The 17,742-nt window shown below is 39.4% G+C and carries 17 protein-coding genes, 3 tRNA genes, 1 other RNA gene and 1 pseudogene; 19 read left to right on the plus strand and 3 right to left on the minus strand.

The window, feature by feature from the left end; all coding sequences use genetic code 11:
• Positions 1-76: 76 nt before the first annotated feature.
• From RDY04_RS00295 to RDY04_RS00345, 11 genes and pseudogenes are all read left to right on the plus strand, one after another.
• Positions 77-1,108: pseudogene (locus RDY04_RS00295) on the plus strand (branched-chain amino acid aminotransferase); the annotation flags it as partial.
• 118 nt (positions 1,109-1,226) lie between these two features.
• Positions 1,227-1,457 carry a DUF2969 domain-containing protein gene (locus RDY04_RS00300; protein ID WP_003097605.1) on the plus strand — a complete coding sequence of 77 codons (231 nt, stop codon included), beginning with the start codon at positions 1,227-1,229 and terminating at the stop codon, positions 1,455-1,457.
• A gap of 60 nt (positions 1,458-1,517) precedes the next feature.
• A tRNA-Tyr gene (locus tag RDY04_RS00305) sits at positions 1,518-1,598 on the plus strand.
• A gap of 68 nt (positions 1,599-1,666) precedes the next feature.
• A tRNA-Gln gene (locus RDY04_RS00310) sits at positions 1,667-1,738 on the plus strand.
• Positions 1,739-1,858: 120 nt separating this feature from the next.
• Complete coding sequence (rpsA, locus tag RDY04_RS00315; protein WP_201040891.1) at positions 1,859-3,061, plus strand: 30S ribosomal protein S1; 1,203 nt, start codon at positions 1,859-1,861, stop codon at positions 3,059-3,061.
• 68 nt (positions 3,062-3,129) lie between these two features.
• Positions 3,130-3,201: transfer RNA gene (locus RDY04_RS00320), tRNA-Arg, on the plus strand.
• A gap of 294 nt (positions 3,202-3,495) precedes the next feature.
• Positions 3,496-3,845: a transfer-messenger RNA gene (ssrA, locus tag RDY04_RS00325) on the plus strand.
• Positions 3,846-3,888: 43 nt separating this feature from the next.
• A complete protein-coding gene (locus RDY04_RS00330; RefSeq protein ID WP_303952621.1) occupies positions 3,889-4,509 on the plus strand; it encodes a DUF3862 domain-containing protein in 621 nt (206 codons plus the stop codon).
• 414 nt (positions 4,510-4,923) lie between these two features.
• On the plus strand, positions 4,924-5,250 hold the full coding sequence (locus RDY04_RS00335) for a VTT domain-containing protein (RefSeq protein ID WP_303952624.1): 327 nt from the start codon (positions 4,924-4,926) through the stop codon (positions 5,248-5,250).
• Positions 5,228-6,463 (plus strand): aminoacyltransferase, encoded by a 1,236-nt coding sequence (locus RDY04_RS00340; protein ID WP_303952626.1) that lies wholly within the window; start codon positions 5,228-5,230, stop codon positions 6,461-6,463. The genes RDY04_RS00335 and RDY04_RS00340 overlap by 23 nt, the downstream gene beginning before the upstream one ends.
• A 97-nt stretch (positions 6,464-6,560) precedes the next feature.
• Positions 6,561-7,523 carry a Gfo/Idh/MocA family protein gene (locus RDY04_RS00345; protein WP_303952628.1) on the plus strand — a complete coding sequence of 321 codons (963 nt, stop codon included), beginning with the start codon at positions 6,561-6,563 and terminating at the stop codon, positions 7,521-7,523.
• A gap of 40 nt (positions 7,524-7,563) precedes the next feature.
• On the opposite strand, the gene RDY04_RS00350 is transcribed toward RDY04_RS00345, so the two are convergent.
• From RDY04_RS00350 to RDY04_RS00360, 3 genes are all read right to left on the minus strand, one after another.
• Complete coding sequence (locus RDY04_RS00350) at positions 7,564-7,866, minus strand: DUF1827 family protein (RefSeq protein ID WP_002885967.1); 303 nt, start codon at positions 7,864-7,866, stop codon at positions 7,564-7,566.
• Positions 7,867-7,875: 9 nt separating this feature from the next.
• A complete protein-coding gene (locus RDY04_RS00355; RefSeq protein WP_295496236.1) occupies positions 7,876-8,334 on the minus strand; it encodes an NUDIX hydrolase in 459 nt (152 codons plus the stop codon).
• A gap of 142 nt (positions 8,335-8,476) precedes the next feature.
• Positions 8,477-10,747 carry an ATP-dependent Clp protease ATP-binding subunit gene (locus RDY04_RS00360; RefSeq protein ID WP_303952631.1) on the minus strand — a complete coding sequence of 757 codons (2,271 nt, stop codon included), beginning with the start codon at positions 10,745-10,747 and terminating at the stop codon, positions 8,477-8,479.
• Between the two features lie 242 nt (positions 10,748-10,989).
• Between RDY04_RS00360 and argF the strand changes: the two genes are divergently transcribed.
• The 8 genes from argF (at position 10,990) to RDY04_RS00400 (ending at position 17,309) form a co-directional block, all read left to right on the plus strand.
• Entirely contained in the window at positions 10,990-11,970 is a 981-nt protein-coding gene (argF, locus tag RDY04_RS00365; protein WP_303952633.1) for an ornithine carbamoyltransferase, read from the plus strand.
• A gap of 68 nt (positions 11,971-12,038) precedes the next feature.
• Positions 12,039-12,269, plus strand: coding sequence for a DUF1797 family protein (locus tag RDY04_RS00370; protein WP_002885970.1), 231 nt, complete (start codon positions 12,039-12,041; stop codon positions 12,267-12,269).
• Between the two features lie 269 nt (positions 12,270-12,538).
• Complete coding sequence (locus tag RDY04_RS00375) at positions 12,539-13,219, plus strand: amino acid ABC transporter permease (protein ID WP_002886081.1); 681 nt, start codon at positions 12,539-12,541, stop codon at positions 13,217-13,219.
• The gene (locus RDY04_RS00380) at positions 13,219-13,953 is read left to right on the plus strand and encodes an amino acid ABC transporter ATP-binding protein (protein ID WP_003094046.1); all 735 of its coding nucleotides are present in this window, start codon (positions 13,219-13,221) and stop codon (positions 13,951-13,953) included. Before RDY04_RS00375 ends, RDY04_RS00380 begins: the two co-directional genes overlap by 1 nt.
• Positions 13,954-14,124: 171 nt before the next feature.
• The gene (locus RDY04_RS00385; RefSeq protein WP_037599232.1) at positions 14,125-14,601 is read left to right on the plus strand and encodes a ferrous iron transport protein A; all 477 of its coding nucleotides are present in this window, start codon (positions 14,125-14,127) and stop codon (positions 14,599-14,601) included.
• On the plus strand, positions 14,598-16,736 hold the full coding sequence (gene feoB, locus RDY04_RS00390) for a ferrous iron transport protein B (RefSeq protein WP_303952638.1): 2,139 nt from the start codon (positions 14,598-14,600) through the stop codon (positions 16,734-16,736). Before RDY04_RS00385 ends, feoB begins: the two co-directional genes overlap by 4 nt.
• A gap of 17 nt (positions 16,737-16,753) precedes the next feature.
• Positions 16,754-16,894: a FeoB-associated Cys-rich membrane protein gene (locus tag RDY04_RS00395; RefSeq protein ID WP_003094518.1), complete on the plus strand. Its 141-nt coding sequence runs from the start codon at positions 16,754-16,756 to the stop codon at positions 16,892-16,894.
• 139 nt (positions 16,895-17,033) lie between these two features.
• Positions 17,034-17,309 (plus strand): alpha/beta fold hydrolase, encoded by a 276-nt coding sequence (locus tag RDY04_RS00400; RefSeq protein ID WP_303952641.1) that lies wholly within the window; start codon positions 17,034-17,036, stop codon positions 17,307-17,309.
• Positions 17,310-17,742 lie beyond the last annotated feature (433 nt).

The following is a 17,742-nucleotide window of genomic DNA, read 5'->3' on the forward strand; positions in this document are numbered from 1 at the left end:
TCAGAATTTTGCAAAATAACCTTGAAATTTTCAATGAAAAGGACTATACTAGAAAGCACATAGTAACAGAAAAGAGGACATACACATGACAGTTGATTTAGACTGGGAAAATCTAGGATTTAATTACCGTAAACTTCCATTCCGTTATATCTCATATTACAAAGACGGTAAATGGGATGAGGGGCAATTGACTGAGGATGCAACTTTGCATATTTCAGAAGCATCTCCAGCTCTTCACTATGGTCAAGAAGCTTTTGAAGGACTCAAGGCTTACCGTACTAAAGATGGCTCTATTCAATTGTTCCGTCCAGATGAAAATGCTAAACGTTTGCAACGTACTGCGGATCGTCTTTTGATGCCACAAGTTCCCGTTGACAAATTTGTAGATGCATGTAAACAAGTTGTACGTGCCAATGAAGAATACGTGCCACCATATGGGACAGGTGCAACACTTTATCTCCGTCCACTGTTGATTGGGGTTGGTGATATCATTGGTGTGCATCCAGCAGATGAGTATATTTTTACCATTTTTGCTATGCCAGTAGGTAACTACTTCAAAGGTGGTTTGGCTCCAACAAACTTCCTTATCCAAGATGATTATGACCGTGCTGCTCCACATGGTACAGGTGCTGCTAAGGTCGGTGGTAACTACGCAGCAAGTATGTTGCCAGGTAAGATTGCACATGACCGTAACTTCTCTGATGTGATCTACCTTGATCCAGCAACTCACACTAAGATTGAAGAAGTTGGTTCTGCAAACTTCTTTGGTATCACAGCCGATAACGAATTCATTACACCACTCAGCCCATCTATCTTGCCATCAATTACGAAATTCTCATTGCTTTACTTGGCTGAAAATCGTTTTGGTATGAAGGCTATTCAAGGTGATGTTAAGATTGCCGAGTTGGATAAATTTGTCGAAGCCGGTGCCTGTGGTACAGCTGCTGTTATCTCACCAATTGGTGGTGTACAACACGGTGATGACTTCCATGTCTTCTATTCAGAAACAGAAGTCGGACCTGTAACACGTAAACTTTATGATGAGTTGACAGGTATCCAATTTGGTGACGTTGAAGCCCCAGAAGGATGGATTGTCAAAGTTGACTAATTCCAAGTAAATAAATGAATATTTTAAAGCTTGCTCTTGCAAGCTTTTTTCTTTTTCGGTAAAATTAAGAACATATACTAAGAAAGGATGGCTCGATTTAGGTATCGGGTATAAATCTATGAGTAAAAAAGACAAAAAAATTGAAATCCAAATCAAAGATGCCAAAGTCATTGTAAACAAAGCAACCATTGAAGGTTTTGAGCTTCTTGTTGGTAAGAAAGTCATCGGACAAATTGTAGAAATCGATGGGAAGTTTGCCGTTGTTGATAAAGAAAACGTAGCAGGTTTCCACAATAAAATGGATGATGCAATAGCTGCCATTATCGAATCGTACAATCTTAATCATTAAAATCCAAAGTAAAGGCTTGCTTTGGTCAAGAAACTGTGTTATACTATTTCTTGTTCTTAAGGAGAGATAGCGAAGAGGCTAAACGCGGCGGACTGTAAATCCGCTCCTTCGGGTTCGGGGGTTCGAATCCCTCTCTCTCCATGTCTAAGAAACTGAATCGGAATATTCGATATCAAGTGCTTAGATGTTTTTTTATAGCATTTTGCTATTGGGGTATAGCCAAGCGGTAAGGCAAGGGACTTTGACTCCCTCATGCGTTGGTTCGAATCCAGCTACCCCAGTCAAAGGTATCGGGTGCATTGGCACCGTCTATGTTAACCATTGTCTTTGCGGGTACCTTGAAAAATATATTGTTATCAAGGGTTAGAATTGGCTGGCTCTTGTTGGAGGATTTTTTTAGAATGAACGAATTTGAAGAATTGCTAAACAGTGTTAGCGAAGTTAACACAGGTGACGTTGTAACAGCTGAAGTTATCTCAGTAGATAATGATCAAGCAAATGTTGTTATCGAAGGAACTGGTATCGAAGGTGTTTTGACACGTCGTGAATTGACAAACGACCGTGACGCAAACGTTGCAGACCTTGTTAAAGTTGGTGAAACACTTGAAGTGCTTGTTCTTCGTCAAGTTGTTGGTAAAGATACTGATACTGTAACTTACCTTGTATCTAAAAAACGCTTGGAAGCTCGCAAAGCTTGGGATAAACTTGTTGGTCGTGAAGAAGAAGTTGTTACTGTTAAAGGAACACGTGCTGTTAAAGGTGGACTTTCAGTTGAATTTGAAGGACTCCGTGGATTTATTCCTGCTTCAATGATTGATACTCGTTTTGTTCGTAACACTGAACAATTCGTAGGTCAAGAATTTGACGCTAAAATTAAAGAAGTTGATCCAGCTGAAAACCGTTTCATCCTTTCACGTCGTGAAGTTGTTGAAGCAGAAGCTGCAGAAGCTCGTAAAGAGGTCTTCTCTAAACTTGAAGTTGGTTCAGTGGTAACTGGTAAAGTTGCTCGTTTGACAAGCTTTGGTGCTTTCATCGACCTTGGTGGTGTTGACGGACTTGTTCACGTGACTGAATTGTCTCACGAACGTAATGTTTCACCTAAATCAGTTGTATCTGTTGGTGATGAAGTTGAAGTTAAAGTTCTTGCTATCGACGAAGAAGCAGGACGTGTATCTCTTTCACTTAAAGCAACAACACCTGGACCATGGGATGGCGTTGAACAAAAACTTGCTGCTGGTGATGTAATCGAAGGTAAAGTTAAACGTTTGACTGACTTTGGTGCTTTCGTTGAAGTATTGCCAGGAATCGATGGACTTGTTCACATCTCACAAATTTCACACAAACGTGTTGAAAATCCAAAAGATGTTCTTTCAGTAGGCCAAGACGTTACAGTTAAAGTTCTTGAAGTAAACGCTGATGCAGAACGTGTATCACTTTCTATCAAAGCTCTTGAAGAACGTCCAGCTAACGCTGAAGGCGAAAACAATGAAAAACGTCAATCACGTCCACGTCGTCCAAAACGTCAAGAAAAACGTGACTATGAGCTTCCAGAAACTCAATCTGGATTCTCAATGGCGGATCTTTTCGGAGATATCGAATTGTAAGATAATAAAGAGGCATGGAAACATGTCTTTTTTTATATTTTAGAGTATGCTATAATAGTATACTGTTAGCACCCTTAGTGTAATGGATATCACGTAAGATTCCGGTTCTTGAGATAGGGGTTCGATTCCCTTAGGGTGCAAAGAGGAAACGTTGAGAGAGTAGTGCTTTCAGCGTTTTTTAGTTGTTAAATTTATCAAGAGTGCTCTGTAAATTCAGGGAATGTTAGAAAAGGTAAATGATATATAGTATCTTTAGAGTTTAGGAAGAAAGTTATTGAATAGTAATTTGTAATAATAACCGAATTATCTATTTCTGTAAATTGGGTAGAAAGCTAGATGCTAATAAATCGTACATAGTCTATACTTTGGTGTATATTTTGGTAATCTTTTGCTATTTATTAAAAATTTTGCTATAATACTCAGTATCTCATATTGGGGTCGTTACGGATTCGACAGGCATTATGAGGCATATTCTGCGACTCGTGTGGCGACGTAAACGCTCAGTTAAATATAACTGCAAAAAATACTAATTCTTACGCTGTAGCAGCCTAAACACCTGCTCGCGTGACTTCTAGCAGATTGCTTATGTTTGTTTAGAGGTTTTATTGATTTATAAGCTACGTTTGACCATTGCCTAGCTGGTTGAAAAGAGATTTATAGGCTCGCATATAGAAGGCTTGAGTTATGTGTCGCCTATCTGTTAAATGAAAGACATAACCTATGGTTGTAGATGAATATGTTGGCAGGTGTTTGGACGTGGGTTCGACTCCCACCGGCTCCATAAAAACCAGAGGCGTCAGCCTTTTATTTGTGTATAGGAACTTATTATGAAAAAACTTTTGTCTTTGACCGTTTTAGGTCTCTCACTTTTTACTCTAGCAGCTTGTGGAAAATCTTCGTCTAAGACAGAGACGAAGGGATCTTTGGATAATGAAGTATCAAAGATTTTAACTGTTAAGCATGGAAATGTTCGCCAGAACTTTGATAAGATTGCCATGGCAAATGCTTCTCAGGAGTTTTCTGGGGGATCAAATCTTGATAGTTTGAAGGGTTGGTTTGGTGAGCCCACATCAACTAGTCAGGAGCAGGCAGGAGACGCCACGCTTGATGTCTATAATTGGCAGTATGATAATGTTGTTGTTACAGCAAAACTTTTTAACAATAGTACCGTTGTTAAGTCAATTTCAACTTTTTCTTACGTTCGGGATTCTAAAATCACTTTGAAAATGTATGAAGATCTTAAAAATGGAACTAGCTATGATAATGCGGTCAAAACACTTGGGGTACCAGATGTTTATTCTATCGCTGTTTCTTCTGATGCGACAATGACACAAGCACTTTGGTCATCTAACCTTGTAACTAAGAAAGGGAAGACAGGTAGCCTTACTCTTAACTTTAAAAATGGTGCCTTGGAAAACAAGTCTCAAGCAAATTTGATTAACAAGTAATCGCAGTAAAAGATGCCTTTCTAAATCAATGAAGGTATTTTTTTGTTATAATAAAAGGAGTAATTAAATTTGTGGAAATATAATGACTAAAAAGGGTATTTTTTATAGGGATAGCAGGTTTAATTCTGGTATTCTTATGGCCTCTTTTAAATAGCTTTATCCCCTAAATCAAGAAGTGGATCAATGCTAATCATGATCAAGCCTTTTTAAGCAGGTTAAATTCCAAAACGCAATGATACTTCTTAGTCTAATGATTCTGTTATCAGCTATTCCTGGAGTTTCAAGTTCTATTTTTTGTATTCTTGTTGGGCTACTCTATGTCCCTTTGTTTTCAATTCCTATGAATATTATAGGTAATACTTTTAGTAATTTGACTAGATTTGAAATTTTAAGGAGACTTGGAGGTCTAAACGTATGGAGAAACTCCTAAACTATGTTGAGTCCTTTAAACATCGCTTTATTGGTATTTTCCTAGCATTCTCTACTCCTTTTATCCCATCAGCTTTGGTCAATTATGCTTGTGTTCAGATGAAATTACCCACAAGGACAAGGACTTTAGCGACACTAATTGGAATGGCACCACTCTCTGTTGTTTATGCAGTCAGTGGAGACTTGTTTCTTAATATCCGTCCAATCCGAATACCATTAGTGGCAGTACTTGCCATCTTGCTTTTTATCTCACTCGTCATTTACTTTATCCATTTTAGGAAGGAAAAAAATGAGCTTCATTCAAGTAACTAAAGAAGAATTTAACACACATGCTCAACAAGTGTCTGAGCGTTCTTTTATGCAAACTGAGGAAATGGCTAAGCTTCTTGAAAAGCGTGGGTTTAGCATTAGCTATGTCGCTTGGAAAGAAGGAGACCAGCTAGAAGTCTCAGCAATTGTCTACAGCATGCCTATGACTGGTGGGCTTCGTATGGAGGTGAATTGTGGACCGATTCACTCAAATACAGCTCATCTGAGCGACTTTTACCAAGGTTTGAAGGATTATGCTAAGGAAAATGGTGCTCTTGAACTATTAATCAAACCTTATGATACTTATCAAACTTTTGACAGTAATGGTGAACCAACTAGTGATGAGCAGAAGCAGTTGATTAGTCAATTGACTGATTTAGGTTATAGCTTTGATGGTTTACAGACAGGCTATCCTGGTGGTGAGCCTGACTGGCACTATGTGAAGGATTTATCTGGGATTGAGGAAAAAGATCTCATCAAATCATTCAGTAAAAAAGGGAAACCTCTGGTTAAAAAAGCCAAAACATTCGGGATTAAACTGAAAAAATTGAAACGCGATGAGTTATCCATTTTTAAAGAAATCACTTCAGCGACTTCTGATCGTCGTGAGTATAGTGATAAATCGCTAGAATATTATCAAGATTTTTATGATGCTTTTGGTGATAATGCCGATTTTATGGTAGCTACCCTGAATTTTCAAGATTACTTTGATCATTTGGAGAGTGATCAGGCAAAGTTGGGAGCTAGAATTGTCAAATTGCAAGCTGATTTGGAAGTTAATCCTAAGTCTGAGAAAAAACAAAACCAATTGCGAGAGCTATCAAGTCAGTTTGCGACTTTTGATGTTCGTAAGGGAGAAGCGACTGCCTTTATTGACAAGTATGGTCAGGAAGACATTGTTCTAGCCGGAAGTCTCTTCGTTTACACCCCTCAGGAGGGAGTCTATCTTTTCAGTGGCTCTTATCCTGAATTTAATAAATTTTATGCTCCAGCACTCTTGCAAGAGTATGTAATGACACAGGCTATTAAACGTGGCGTCAGCTTCTATAACTTCCTTGGTATTATGGGAATTTTTGATGGTTCTGATGGGGTTTTGCGATTTAAACAAAACTTTAATGGTTATATTGTTCGTAAGATGGGAACTTTCCGTTATTATCCACAACCGCTTAAATACAAAGCGATTCAAGGAGTTAAGAAACTGCTTGGACGTTCTTAAATTTTAGAGGGCTTCGATTTGAGTCCTCTTTCATTATAAGTCTCTATATGGGCTTGGATCATTGTAAAGAGAGATTAGAAATTAGGGAGGTAAGTTGATGAAACTTGCACTATTGGGTACAGGAATGATTGTGACAGAGGTTCTTCCTGTGTTAATGACTATTGAGGAAATTGAGCTGGAGGCTATAATGTCGACACCACGATCACTTGATAAGGCTGAAGCCTTAGCCAAGCAGTATGGTCTTACTCAGGCGACTAGTGATTATGAGGCAATTTTGTCCAATCCAGAAGTTGATACGATTTATGTGGGAACGCCCAACCATACCCACTATGACTATGCTAAGAAAGCACTTTTGGCTGGCAAGCATGTCATCTGTGAGAAACCTTTTACCCTGCATTTGGAAGAGTTTGAAGAGCTGATTAAGCTTGCTCAAGAAAAAGAGCTTCTCTTGATAGAAGCAATAACAAATCAATATCTGGAAAATTTTAAAGTTATCAAGGACTCCTTATCTGAAATTGGTGATATCAAAATTGTTAACATCAATTATTCCCAATATTCGTCACGTTATGATGCCTTTAAGCGAGGAGATATTGCTCCTGCCTTTAACCCTGAAATGGGTGGTGGAGCGCTTAGAGATCTTAATATCTATAATATTCACCTTCTTGTTGGCCTGTTTGGAAATCCTAATCATGTGGAATATCTACCGAATGTAGAGCGAGGAGTGGATACTTCAGGGATTTTAGTTTTGGACTATGGTAACTTTAAGGCTGTTGCCATTGGAGCAAAGGATTGTAGTGCTGAAATTCGCTCGACTATTCAAGGTGACAAGGGAGCTATTACCATTTTTGGTGCAACCAACACCCTTCCTGAAATTGGTCTTACTCTTAATGGTCAAGAAGAGACTGTGATTAATCTTAATAGTCCAAAACATCGTATGTATGATGAATTTGTAGCTTTTGAGAAAATGATTGCGACAATGGATTTTGAGAATGTTTCCAAGCAGTTGGAGCATAGCCACCAGGTTATGGAAGTCTTGGACCAAGCTTCTAAAGTCTTATAAAAAAAAGAAGCTGTGGCGGTGGCCACGGCTTCTTTTGAATTTATACAGTTGTTGGGAATGAAATCTCAATCAATTTGTCAGTGTGTACTGTTCTAAGTTTGTCCATCAAAACGATATCTTTGTCGATCTTTCGTTTGAGGAAAAATTCACGGATAACTTCCAATTCGTTATCCTTAACAGCACGGTGTTTATTTGAAATCAGAAGTTCGTAATGCTTCGGTGCTTGTGTAAAGACAACATCTGTGTTTCCAGCAGAGTATGTCTCTACGAGAAAGGCATCTGTATTATCGAGTTGATTTTGAACGAGTTCTTGATGGGTACGGGTTGTATTAATGAGTTTCATAGTTTCCTCCTAGGATTTGGCAGTTAGGGTATTGCTTGATTTCCATTGTTCGATTCCCCATTTATGGCTACCACGTTTTAGCTTGGCGATTGCTTCATCAATTGGAAACCATGCTAGGTTGTTGAAATCTTCGAGGGGCTTGCCAATCTCTGAAAAATCTACAACTTCATAAATGTAGGCTGGATTGTAGTAGTATGTGTCACGATGGCTTGAATAAAAGTATTCGTCAGCTTGTCCATAGTACTGACCTAAAGTGGCTGTGTACCCAAGTTCTTCAATTAACTCGCGTTTTAAGGCACTAAAGTGATCCTCGCCTGCTTCGATTTCTCCGCCTGGGAGAAACCAAGCTCCATTAGGAGCCTGCACTAAAATGATCTTTGTCTTGTCTTGGTTAGGAATTACAGCATAAACACCGTAACGTGTTTGATAATGAGCTCCCTCAACCTTGTCACCAAATGTTGGATTCATGAGTTGCTCCTTACGTTTATTTGCCTATATTATACTAAAATTTTGCTCATTTTCCTATTGATTTAGGCAGAATTAGGGATAAATTTGAAAATAGGAAATGAAAAAATAAAGAAACCAAGTCATTGCGACTTGGTTTCTTTATTTAATCAGTTTCTTTTGATGTCTCAGTTTTCTGAGTAGCTTTTTCAGCTTTTTTGGCAGACTTAATGGTGATGTGGCCTTTTGAAGTCATGATTGCCTTGAGATCTTTTTCGTTTGGATTTTCAAGGTAGAAGTCAGTAATAGCATCTTCAATATGATCTTGGATGGTGCGGCGTAGTGGTCGAGCCCCCATCTTAGGATCGTAACCAAGGTCAACCAATTTTTCCTTAACCTTCTCAGTTACACTGAGGTGGATACCGTTATTAGCCAAGCGTTGGTTGACACCATCAAGCATAAGGTCCACGATAGTAAGGAGATTTTCCTTGCTTAGGGCAGAGAACTCGATAATACCGTCAAAACGGTTCATGAATTCAGGGCTGAAGAAATCTCCGAGTTGGTTGAGAACAGAATTGGTACGATTTTCACGGGCAGCTCCAAAGCCAACGCTAGCTTCAACTTTACCTGTACCAGCATTTGAAGTCATGATGATGATGGTATCTTTGAAACTTACAGTTCTCCCTTGACCATCAGTCAGACGACCATCGTCAAGTACCTGAAGGAACATGTGAAGCACATCTGGGTGAGCTTTTTCAACCTCATCAAGAAGAATGAGTGAATAAGGGTTACGGCGGACTTTTTCAGTTAATTGCCCAGCTTCGTCGTAACCAACATATCCTGGAGGAGCACCTACCAATTTAGCAACGGCGTGTTTTTCCATGTATTCTGACATGTCGAAACGAATCATGCTGTCAGCTGAACCAAAGAGTTCAATCGCCAATTGTTTAGAGAGTTCAGTTTTACCGACTCCTGTAGGACCTACGAAGAGGAAGCTACCAATTGGGCGATTTGGTGCACCCAATCCAACACGATTACGGCGAATGGCTTTGGCAATCTTATCGACTGCGGCATCTTGTCCAATAACATGTGATTTAAGATCATCAGCAAGACTAAGAAGTTGTGATTGTTCTTTTTCTTTTAAATCACCGACAGGAATATTGGTTTTTTGTTCCACAATAGCTTCGATATGTTTTTCTGTGATGACAGGCATATCTTGGTCTTTGATGGTCTGTTTTTGCATTTCCTTGTATTTGGAAATTTGATCACGGAAATAGGCGGCTTTTTCAAAGTCCTCGTCACGAGTAGCTTGAGCCTTGAGGTTCTCAGCCTCAATCAAACGCTTGTCGATATCTTTAGGATCAACAAAGTTGAGGGTCAAGTTCATCTTAGAACCGGCTTCATCGAGAAGGTCGATGGCCTTGTCTGGCAAGAAGCGGTCTTGAATGTAGCGGTTGGACAATTCTGCAGCTGCAGTAATCGCTTCGTCTGTATATTTGACATGGTGGTAGTCTTGATATTTAGGTTGAATACCACGTAAAATAGTGATTGTTTCCTCAACCGTTGGTTCGTCAACCTTAACTGGTTGCATACGACGCTCAAGGGCAGCATCTTTTTCGATGATGCGGTATTCGTTGAGTGTAGTTGCTCCGACCAGTTGAAGTTCCCCACGAGCAAGGGCAGGTTTTAGGATGTTTCCAGCATCCATATTGCCATCACCAGCATTACCAGCTCCTACAATTTCATGGATTTCATCAATAAATAGGATCACATCCTGACGTTGACGAATTTCTTCCATGAGTTTTTGCATGCGTTCTTCGAATTGGCCACGGATACCAGTCCCTTGAACCAAGCTGACCACATCAAGACGGATAACTTGTTTGCCTTGGAGTTTTTGAGGCACACTACCGTCAACGATTTTTTGAGCTAGGCCTTCAACAACAGCAGTCTTACCGACACCGGGTTCACCGATGAGGACGGGGTTGTTCTTGGTACGGCGGTTAAGAATTTCGATGACACGAATGATTTCCTCGTCACGACCAATAACAGGATCAATGTCTCCACGACGAGCGATGTCAGTGATGTTAATGCCGAACTCTTCAAGAAGACCTTGTGGCTGTTGAGGAGCTTGTTGGCGTGGTCCTCCTGAATGGCCTGGCCCTTGTGTATTGCCACCATTTCCTCGGTTACCACCTTCTTGTGTTGGAGGTGTATTGGGAAGATCTCCGTTTGAAGAACGAAAGTTATTTAGGTCGCTGAAGAAATCGTCGAAGAAGTTGGAACCTCCTGTTTGATTGAATTGATTGAGGGGGTTCTTGGGGTCAGATTTCATGATTTTATAACAATTTTGACAGAGGTCAACTTGTTGCTGATTACCATTTACATTGGTATATAAATGAATACTAGCTTCATTAAGGTTACAGTTTTGACAGAGCATATCAGTACCTCTTTTCTATTTGAATTGGGAAAGACCGTTATTTGAAAATATCTTGGTCAAAAAAGGTCAAATATATAAATTCATTATAGCATGCAGAAGGTAGATTGCAAGTAAAAAGCATTTAGGTTTGGCACTCTCTTGACAAAAGTGCTGATTTTGAATTTTAATTCAAAATCACTTGTACAAAGTGAATAAATATTATATAATATTTTTATATTATTCAGAACGAAAGAGAGAGACCTATGACACAAGCTAAATCATTTTTGAAAGAAATTGACTTTACCAAGCAAGAACTCGAGGAGTTGATCGATTTATCTATAAAATTTAAACAGCTAAAGAAGGAAAAAATTCCGCATAAATATTTAGATGGCTTAAATATTGCCTTGATTTTTGAAAAAACATCTACAAGAACCCGCTCAGCTTTTACAGTGGCTGGTCAGGACCTAGGTATGAATGTGACTTATCTTGGTGCTGGAGACATTCAGTTAGGTAAAAAGGAATCTGTAGTTGATACAGCCAAGGTGCTTGGTTCTATGTTTGATGGAATCGAATACCGTGGGTTTAAGCAAGAAGATGTCGAAGATTTGGCTAAGTACTCAGGTGTTCCGGTCTGGAATGGTTTGACGGATACCTGGCATCCAACGCAAATGATTGCTGATTTCATGACTTTGAAGGAGCGTTTTGGTAGTTTGGAAGGTTTGACCATCGCCTATATTGGAGATGGTAGAAATAATATGGCCAACTCACTTTTGGTCACTTCGGCTATTTTAGGCGTTAATGTCAAGATTATTGCCCCAGAGGTGCTGCAACCCGAAGATGAGATTGTAGCCCTAGCTCAGAAACATAATAATGGTGCCGATTTAACCATTACAGATGATATTTCAGAGGTCAAGGGAGTGGATATGCTTTATACGGATGTCTGGGTATCTATGGGTGAAGAAGTAGACTTTAAATCTCGTATTGATTTGCTCCAGCCTTATCAAATTAATGCAGACCTACTTGCCAAGACGGAAAATTCAGATGTCATCGTTATGCACTGTCTCCCAGCTTTTCATGATCTCAATACCCAAATTGGGCAAGAAATCTATGACAAATATGGTTTGGCAGAGTTAGAAATCACCGATCAAGTATTCCAAAAATACAGTGATATTATCTTCCAAGAAGCTGAGAATCGTATGCATTCTATCAAGGCCATTATGTACAATTCCTTGAAAAATATTTAAAATTCCCCCATTTTTCCCATAAGTGTGATAAAATAAGTAAGAAATACACAATTAATAGGAGAAATAACATGGAATCACATTTGGTGAGAATCATTAACCGTCTTGAAATGATGGCGGCTGATGGTGGTAATTTGAAACGTAATTTTGAACGTGAAGGAGTGGTTGTTGCTGAAGTATCATTTAGCAACGATCCTGAAAATGGTCCAGTTTTCACATTGCGTGATGTTGAAGCTCGCGAGTCATACTCATTTGATAGCATCGACTTGATTGCAATGGAAATCTACGATTTGCTTTACTAATAATTAATTTGGATCCTCAGATAGGGGTCCAAAAATTCAAAATGCCTGGGACTCAATAGTTTCAGGTGTTTTTTTAGGGCTAGAGTTTTAGTTTATGCTTGTTTTAATTGCAAAAAAAAATGGAGTCACTTCAAAAGTTTTCGTAGAGTTTTTGATTGCTAGGTCAATCATTATTTTTTATACTGAAATATCGCATTTATAAGAAAAATACTTTATTATTATACAGTCTTCTGATATAATATTGAAGAATATTAGTAAGGAGTATCTTGATGAATTTTTCATTTCTACCACAGTTTTGGTCTTACTTTAACTATGGTGTCTTAGTAACAATTATGATTTCAGTCTGCGTGGTCTTCTTCGGAACCATTCTTGGGGTTTTGGTATCCTTGGCCAAGCGTTCTGGAATCAAACCTTTGGAGTGGTTGGTAAGCCTTTATGTTTGGGTTTTCCGTGGGACTCCTATGGTTGTGCAGATTATGATTGCTTTTAACCTCATCCACATGAACCTTCCAACTGTACAGTTTGGCATTTTGAATCTTGATTTGTCACGTATCGTTCCAGGTATTATCGTCCTTTCTTTGAACAGTGGTGCTTATATTTCTGAGAGTGTGCGTGCAGGTATCGAGTCTATTCCTAAAGGTCAGGTTGAAGCTGCCTACTCACTTGGCATCCGTCCATGGAATACCATGCGATATGTGGTCTTGCCTCAAGCCATTAAAAATATCTTGCCTGCCTTGGGTAACGAGTTCGTCACTATTATCAAGGATAGTTCACTTTTGCAAACTATCGGGGTTATGGAGTTGTGGAATGGTGCACAAACTGTTGCAACTACAACCTACTTGACTTTGACACCGCTCTTGTTCGCAGCCTTCTATTATTTGATTGTGACAACGGCTATGACTGCACTCTTGAAACAAATGGAAAAACGACTTGGGGAGGGACGTAAATAATGGCAGAAACAATTATTGAGATTAAAAATCTCCACAAGTATTTTGGTAAAAACGAAGTTCTCAAAGGGATTGATTTAGACATTAAAAAAGGTGAAGTAGTGGTTATCATTGGTCCTTCAGGATCTGGTAAATCAACTTTCCTACGCTCAATGAACTTACTTGAAACGCCTACAAAAGGGGTGATTTCCTTTGAAGGTGTGGATATTACAGACAAGAGCAACGATATTTTTAAAATGCGTGAAAAGATGGGAATGGTTTTCCAACAGTTCAACCTCTTCCCTAATATGACAGTTAAAGAAAATATCACCTTGTCACCAATTAAGACTAAGGGTGTTTCTAAAGCTGATGCAGAAGCAAAGGCTATGGAACTTTTAGAAAAGGTTGGCTTGAAAGATAAGGCAGATGCCTACCCAACGAGTCTATCAGGTGGTCAGCAACAACGTATTGCGATTGCACGTGGTTTGGCTATGGATCCAGACGTTCTCTTGTTTGACGAACCTACATCAGCCCTTGACCCAGAAATGGTTGGTGAAGTTCTTGCAGTTATGCAAGACCTCGCTAAATCAGGGATGACAATGGCAATCGTTACCCACGAAATGGGCTTTGCCTATGAGGTAGCTGACCGTGTCATCTTTATGGATGGTGGTGTCATTGTCGAAGAAGGTACACCGCAAGAGATCTTCGACAATACTAAGGAAGATCGTACCAAGGATTTCTTGAGTAAGGTTTTGTAAGATATTCATTAAGTATGTATACATTGTTTGTGAAGACTGGAACTTTTCCGGTCTTTTCTTTTTGTGTTCTGCTTTTCTAGAATCATTCTTGTTTAGGATAATATTGCGGAAAAGATGGATAAATATGCTATAATGATGCCATATCAAAAATAATAAAGTAGGTCAAGAAATATGCTCATATATGATGCGGCCTTAAAAACGCCTTACCGGATTCTTGGCATTAACCTCCCTAAGGATAGTCTTTTACACTTATCTAACCTAGGGTTGGCTGCCGGTGAAACGATTGAGGTGGTAACTAAGACCAAGAACAGTGCTATTATTATCGTTAAGGGGAGTCGCTTAGCCTTTGATGCTTCGATTCTGGATAAGATTGATTTGGCACCTGCAGAGGAAGATCAGGAAAAGATACCTCTTTCTGAATTACCAGTTGGACGTTCGGCTATCGTTACTGATATTTTTTCAGCAAATGAAACCAAACGACGTCTTATGGATATGGGAATTACAAAGCGTACTCGAGTCTTGTTGCGTAAGGTAGCTCCTTTGGGAGATCCTCTAGAAATTAGCTTGAGAGGGTATGAATTAACTCTACGCAAGTCGGAAGCGCAAATGATTAGTGTGGTCATGCTGGACGAGGGAGAGGAAAAATGACAGAAATTGCATTAATAGGTAATCCTAATAGTGGTAAAACCAGTTTATTCAACCTGATAACAGGGAACAATCAGCGTGTTGGTAACTGGCCGGGTGTTACTGTCGAACGAAAAAGTGGTCTGGTCAAAAAGAATAAGGATTTAGAAATCCAGGATTTACCAGGGATTTACTCAATGTCACCCTATAGCCCTGAAGAAAAGGTGGCGCGTGACTATTTGTTGAGCCAAAGGGCCAACAGTATTTTAAATGTAGTCGATGTGACAAATTTGGAGCGTAACCTTTATCTGACAACGCAGTTGATTGAGACAGGTATTCCAGTCACTTTAGCGCTTAACATGAGTGATGTTTTAGAGGCTCAGGGAAAACAGATTAATATTGATAAATTATCTTACCATCTAGGCGTGCCAGTAGTAGCTACTAGTGCTCTCAAGCAAACTGGTGTGGATCAGGTCGTGAAAAAGGCGTCCCATACGACGACTTCTACAGTCGGTGATATTGCCTTTCCAATTTATGATGATAAATTAGAAGCTGCTATCTCACAAATCTTGGAAGTCTTGGGAAATTCGGTGCCGCAAAGGTCTGCTCGTTTTTATGCCATTAAACTCTTTGAACATGATGCTTTAGTTGAGGCTGAGCTAGACTTGTCCCCATTTCAACGAAAAGAAATCAAAGATATCATTCGTATCACTGAGGAAATTTTCACAGAAGATGCGGAGTCAATTGTCATTAATGAGCGTTATGCCTTTATTGAACGTGTTTGCCAGATGGCTCAAAGTCATACAGAAGATTTTGCCCTGACCTTGTCAGATAAGATTGATAGAATTGTCACCAACCGTATTTTGGCCTTGCCAATTTTCGCAGCAGTTATGTATTTGGTTTATTTCTTATCTATTCAGACTGTTGGAACCATGTGGACAGACTGGGCTAACGATGTGCTTTTTGGTAAGTATGTTCCAGATTTGGTAACTTCTGGTCTTGACTATCTTCAAGTTCAGGACTGGCTTAAGTCTTTGATTGTTGATGGGATTGTTGCTGGGATTGGGACAGTACTAGGTTTCCTTCCTCAAATTTTTGTGCTCTTTATCTGTTTGGGTGTGCTTGAGGACATTGGATATATGAGTCGTATTGCCTTTGTTATGGACCGTATTTTCCGTCGTTTTGGACTTTCTGGAAAATCCTTTATTCCCATGTTGATTTCGACAGGTTGTGGGGTTCCAGCAGTTATGTCTAGTCGAACCATTGAAAATGAAAGGGACCGTCGCATTACCATTATGACGGCGACCTTCATGCCGTGTTCGGCAAAGTTGGAAATTATCGCTTTGATTGCTGGAGCTTTCTTCCCTAGTAATTCTTTAGTAGCACCAAGTACCTATTTTATTGGGATGGCTGCCATTATCCTATCAGGTATTGCCCTCAAAAAGACGAGTTTTTTGGGTGGTTTAACCAGTCCGTTTATTATGGAATTGCCTGCCTACCACTGGCCTAAAGCCATGTCAGTCTTGCGTTATGCCTTTGGTAAGGCTATGAGTTTTGTCAAACGTGCGGGAACAATTATTTTCAGTTTGACTGTCCTGATTTGGTTCATGTCCAACTACAACTTTATGTTACAGACCGTTGATACGGAAGTGAGTATCTTAGCGACTTTGGGTAAAGGATTGTCTTGGATTTTTGCACCTCTTGGTTTTGGAAATTGGAAGGCAACAGTTGCGGCTCTTACAGGTTTAGCTGCCAAGGAAACAGTTGTTGCCACCTTCGGAATTCTCTATCATAACAGTAGTGAATCTGGTTTGGCTACGGCTTTGCAAGCAGATTATTCTTCTTTAGCTGCCTATTCCTTCTTGATTTTTAACTTGCTTTGTGCACCCTGTTTTGCGGCTATTGGAGCTATTAAGCGTGAAATGGCCAATATTAAATGGACGGTTGGTGCTATCGGTTTCCAAACAGGCCTAGCTTATTGTGTGAGTTTAATCCTTTACCAGTTTGGCCAAGTTATCCTGTACGGCAAGTCAATGACAATTTGGACTTTTGTTGCTTTCTTACTTTTAGTTACTATGATTTACTTTGTTGTTCGTAAACCACGTCAGATTAAGGATCAAATCATTAGCTTGGATAATCTTCAAGAAGCCCATATTTAGGTTTAGGAGGAATTGTTATGTCTACGTTTATTATTGCCTTCATTATTTTTGCTTTGGCCGGTCTTGGCATCCGCCACTATATCAAAGGAAAAGGTTCTTGTGGCGATTGCGAGTGCTCTTGTCCAGTCAAAGAAGAAATGCATAAAGCTAATCACTAATGGAATATAAGAAAATGAGCTTTTATTTGTATAAGGGGTCATTTTTTTCTTACAATTGTGAGGAATGTATAAAGGTTTCCTAAGAGAAAGTGTGATATGATAACATTTAAAGAATCTAGCGTGACTTAATAAAGGCGAAATGAAAGAAATGGGTTTGAACAGAGAGAGTGTCCTAATTCATGAGACCTGGTGTGCTGATAATATTTGGGGAGAATTTGCGACAGGTCTCCGTCAGATGGAGTATACGGTGCATACACCTAGCTTTCGTTACCATGACTTACCATATCAAGGCTGTCTGACTAAAGTTGGTACCGTAACTTTGCAGGATTATCGAGATGATTTGGTGGCTTTGATCGAAAGTTTAAATCAGCCACCGATTATTTTGGGACACTCTTTAGGTTGTCTGGTGGCATGATGGTTGCTGAAAAGACAGAAATTGCTGGTATGATTCTCATGTGATCTGCTCTGACAGCTGATATTTTTGCCTTTTATTCAACTATGCTAGCTTGTTTCGGTAAACACTTTTTACGTTGGTGCTTATGGGAAAAAGCCATTCCGCCTTATAAAAAAAGAATTTTTTCAAGTATTGTATGAATGAGCAGGAGGAATCTTTAAAAGAACAAGTCTTTGTTACACTAGTGCCTGAGTCGGATATTACACTCGGATGCCCCTTCATTGATTTGATAAGACCAAGGCGATTTACATGAATTTTAGTAACATTTCGTGCCCTGTTCTTGTAAGAATAAGATGACTCATCCTAATATTGCTAGAAGAATAGCTAAGAACTACCGTGATTCAGTTCTTGTTTCACTAATGGGTGCACATGTATGAAAGTGGTAAATTCCAGC

This window comes from uncultured Streptococcus sp. (assembly GCF_902463925.1).
GTDB lineage: Bacteria > Bacillota > Bacilli > Lactobacillales > Streptococcaceae > Streptococcus.

Bases quoted from the DNA above. Each gene is read 5' to 3' on its own strand.
- RDY04_RS00300 (WP_003097605.1), top strand. From the start codon at position 1,227: ATGAGTAAAAAAGACAAAAAAATTGAAATCCAAATCAAAGATGCCAAA.
- rpsA (WP_201040891.1), top strand. From the start codon at position 1,859: ATGAACGAATTTGAAGAATTGCTAAACAGTGTTAGCGAAGTTAACACA.
- RDY04_RS00330 (WP_303952621.1), top strand. From the start codon at position 3,889: ATGAAAAAACTTTTGTCTTTGACCGTTTTAGGTCTCTCACTTTTTACT.
- RDY04_RS00335 (WP_303952624.1), top strand. From the start codon at position 4,924: ATGGAGAAACTCCTAAACTATGTTGAGTCCTTTAAACATCGCTTTATT.
- RDY04_RS00340 (WP_303952626.1), top strand. From the start codon at position 5,228: ATGAGCTTCATTCAAGTAACTAAAGAAGAATTTAACACACATGCTCAA.
- RDY04_RS00345 (WP_303952628.1), top strand. From the start codon at position 6,561: ATGAAACTTGCACTATTGGGTACAGGAATGATTGTGACAGAGGTTCTT.
- RDY04_RS00350 (WP_002885967.1), bottom strand. From the start codon at position 7,866: ATGAAACTCATTAATACAACCCGTACCCATCAAGAACTCGTTCAAAAT.
- RDY04_RS00355 (WP_295496236.1), bottom strand. From the start codon at position 8,334: ATGAATCCAACATTTGGTGACAAGGTTGAGGGAGCTCATTATCAAACA.
- RDY04_RS00360 (WP_303952631.1), bottom strand. From the start codon at position 10,747: ATGCTCTGTCAAAACTGTAACCTTAATGAAGCTAGTATTCATTTATAT.
- argF (WP_303952633.1), top strand. From the start codon at position 10,990: ATGACACAAGCTAAATCATTTTTGAAAGAAATTGACTTTACCAAGCAA.
- RDY04_RS00370 (WP_002885970.1), top strand. From the start codon at position 12,039: ATGGAATCACATTTGGTGAGAATCATTAACCGTCTTGAAATGATGGCG.
- RDY04_RS00375 (WP_002886081.1), top strand. From the start codon at position 12,539: ATGAATTTTTCATTTCTACCACAGTTTTGGTCTTACTTTAACTATGGT.
- RDY04_RS00380 (WP_003094046.1), top strand. From the start codon at position 13,219: ATGGCAGAAACAATTATTGAGATTAAAAATCTCCACAAGTATTTTGGT.
- RDY04_RS00385 (WP_037599232.1), top strand. From the start codon at position 14,125: ATGCTCATATATGATGCGGCCTTAAAAACGCCTTACCGGATTCTTGGC.
- feoB (WP_303952638.1), top strand. From the start codon at position 14,598: ATGACAGAAATTGCATTAATAGGTAATCCTAATAGTGGTAAAACCAGT.
- RDY04_RS00395 (WP_003094518.1), top strand. From the start codon at position 16,754: ATGTCTACGTTTATTATTGCCTTCATTATTTTTGCTTTGGCCGGTCTT.
- RDY04_RS00400 (WP_303952641.1), top strand. From the start codon at position 17,034: ATGAAAGAAATGGGTTTGAACAGAGAGAGTGTCCTAATTCATGAGACC.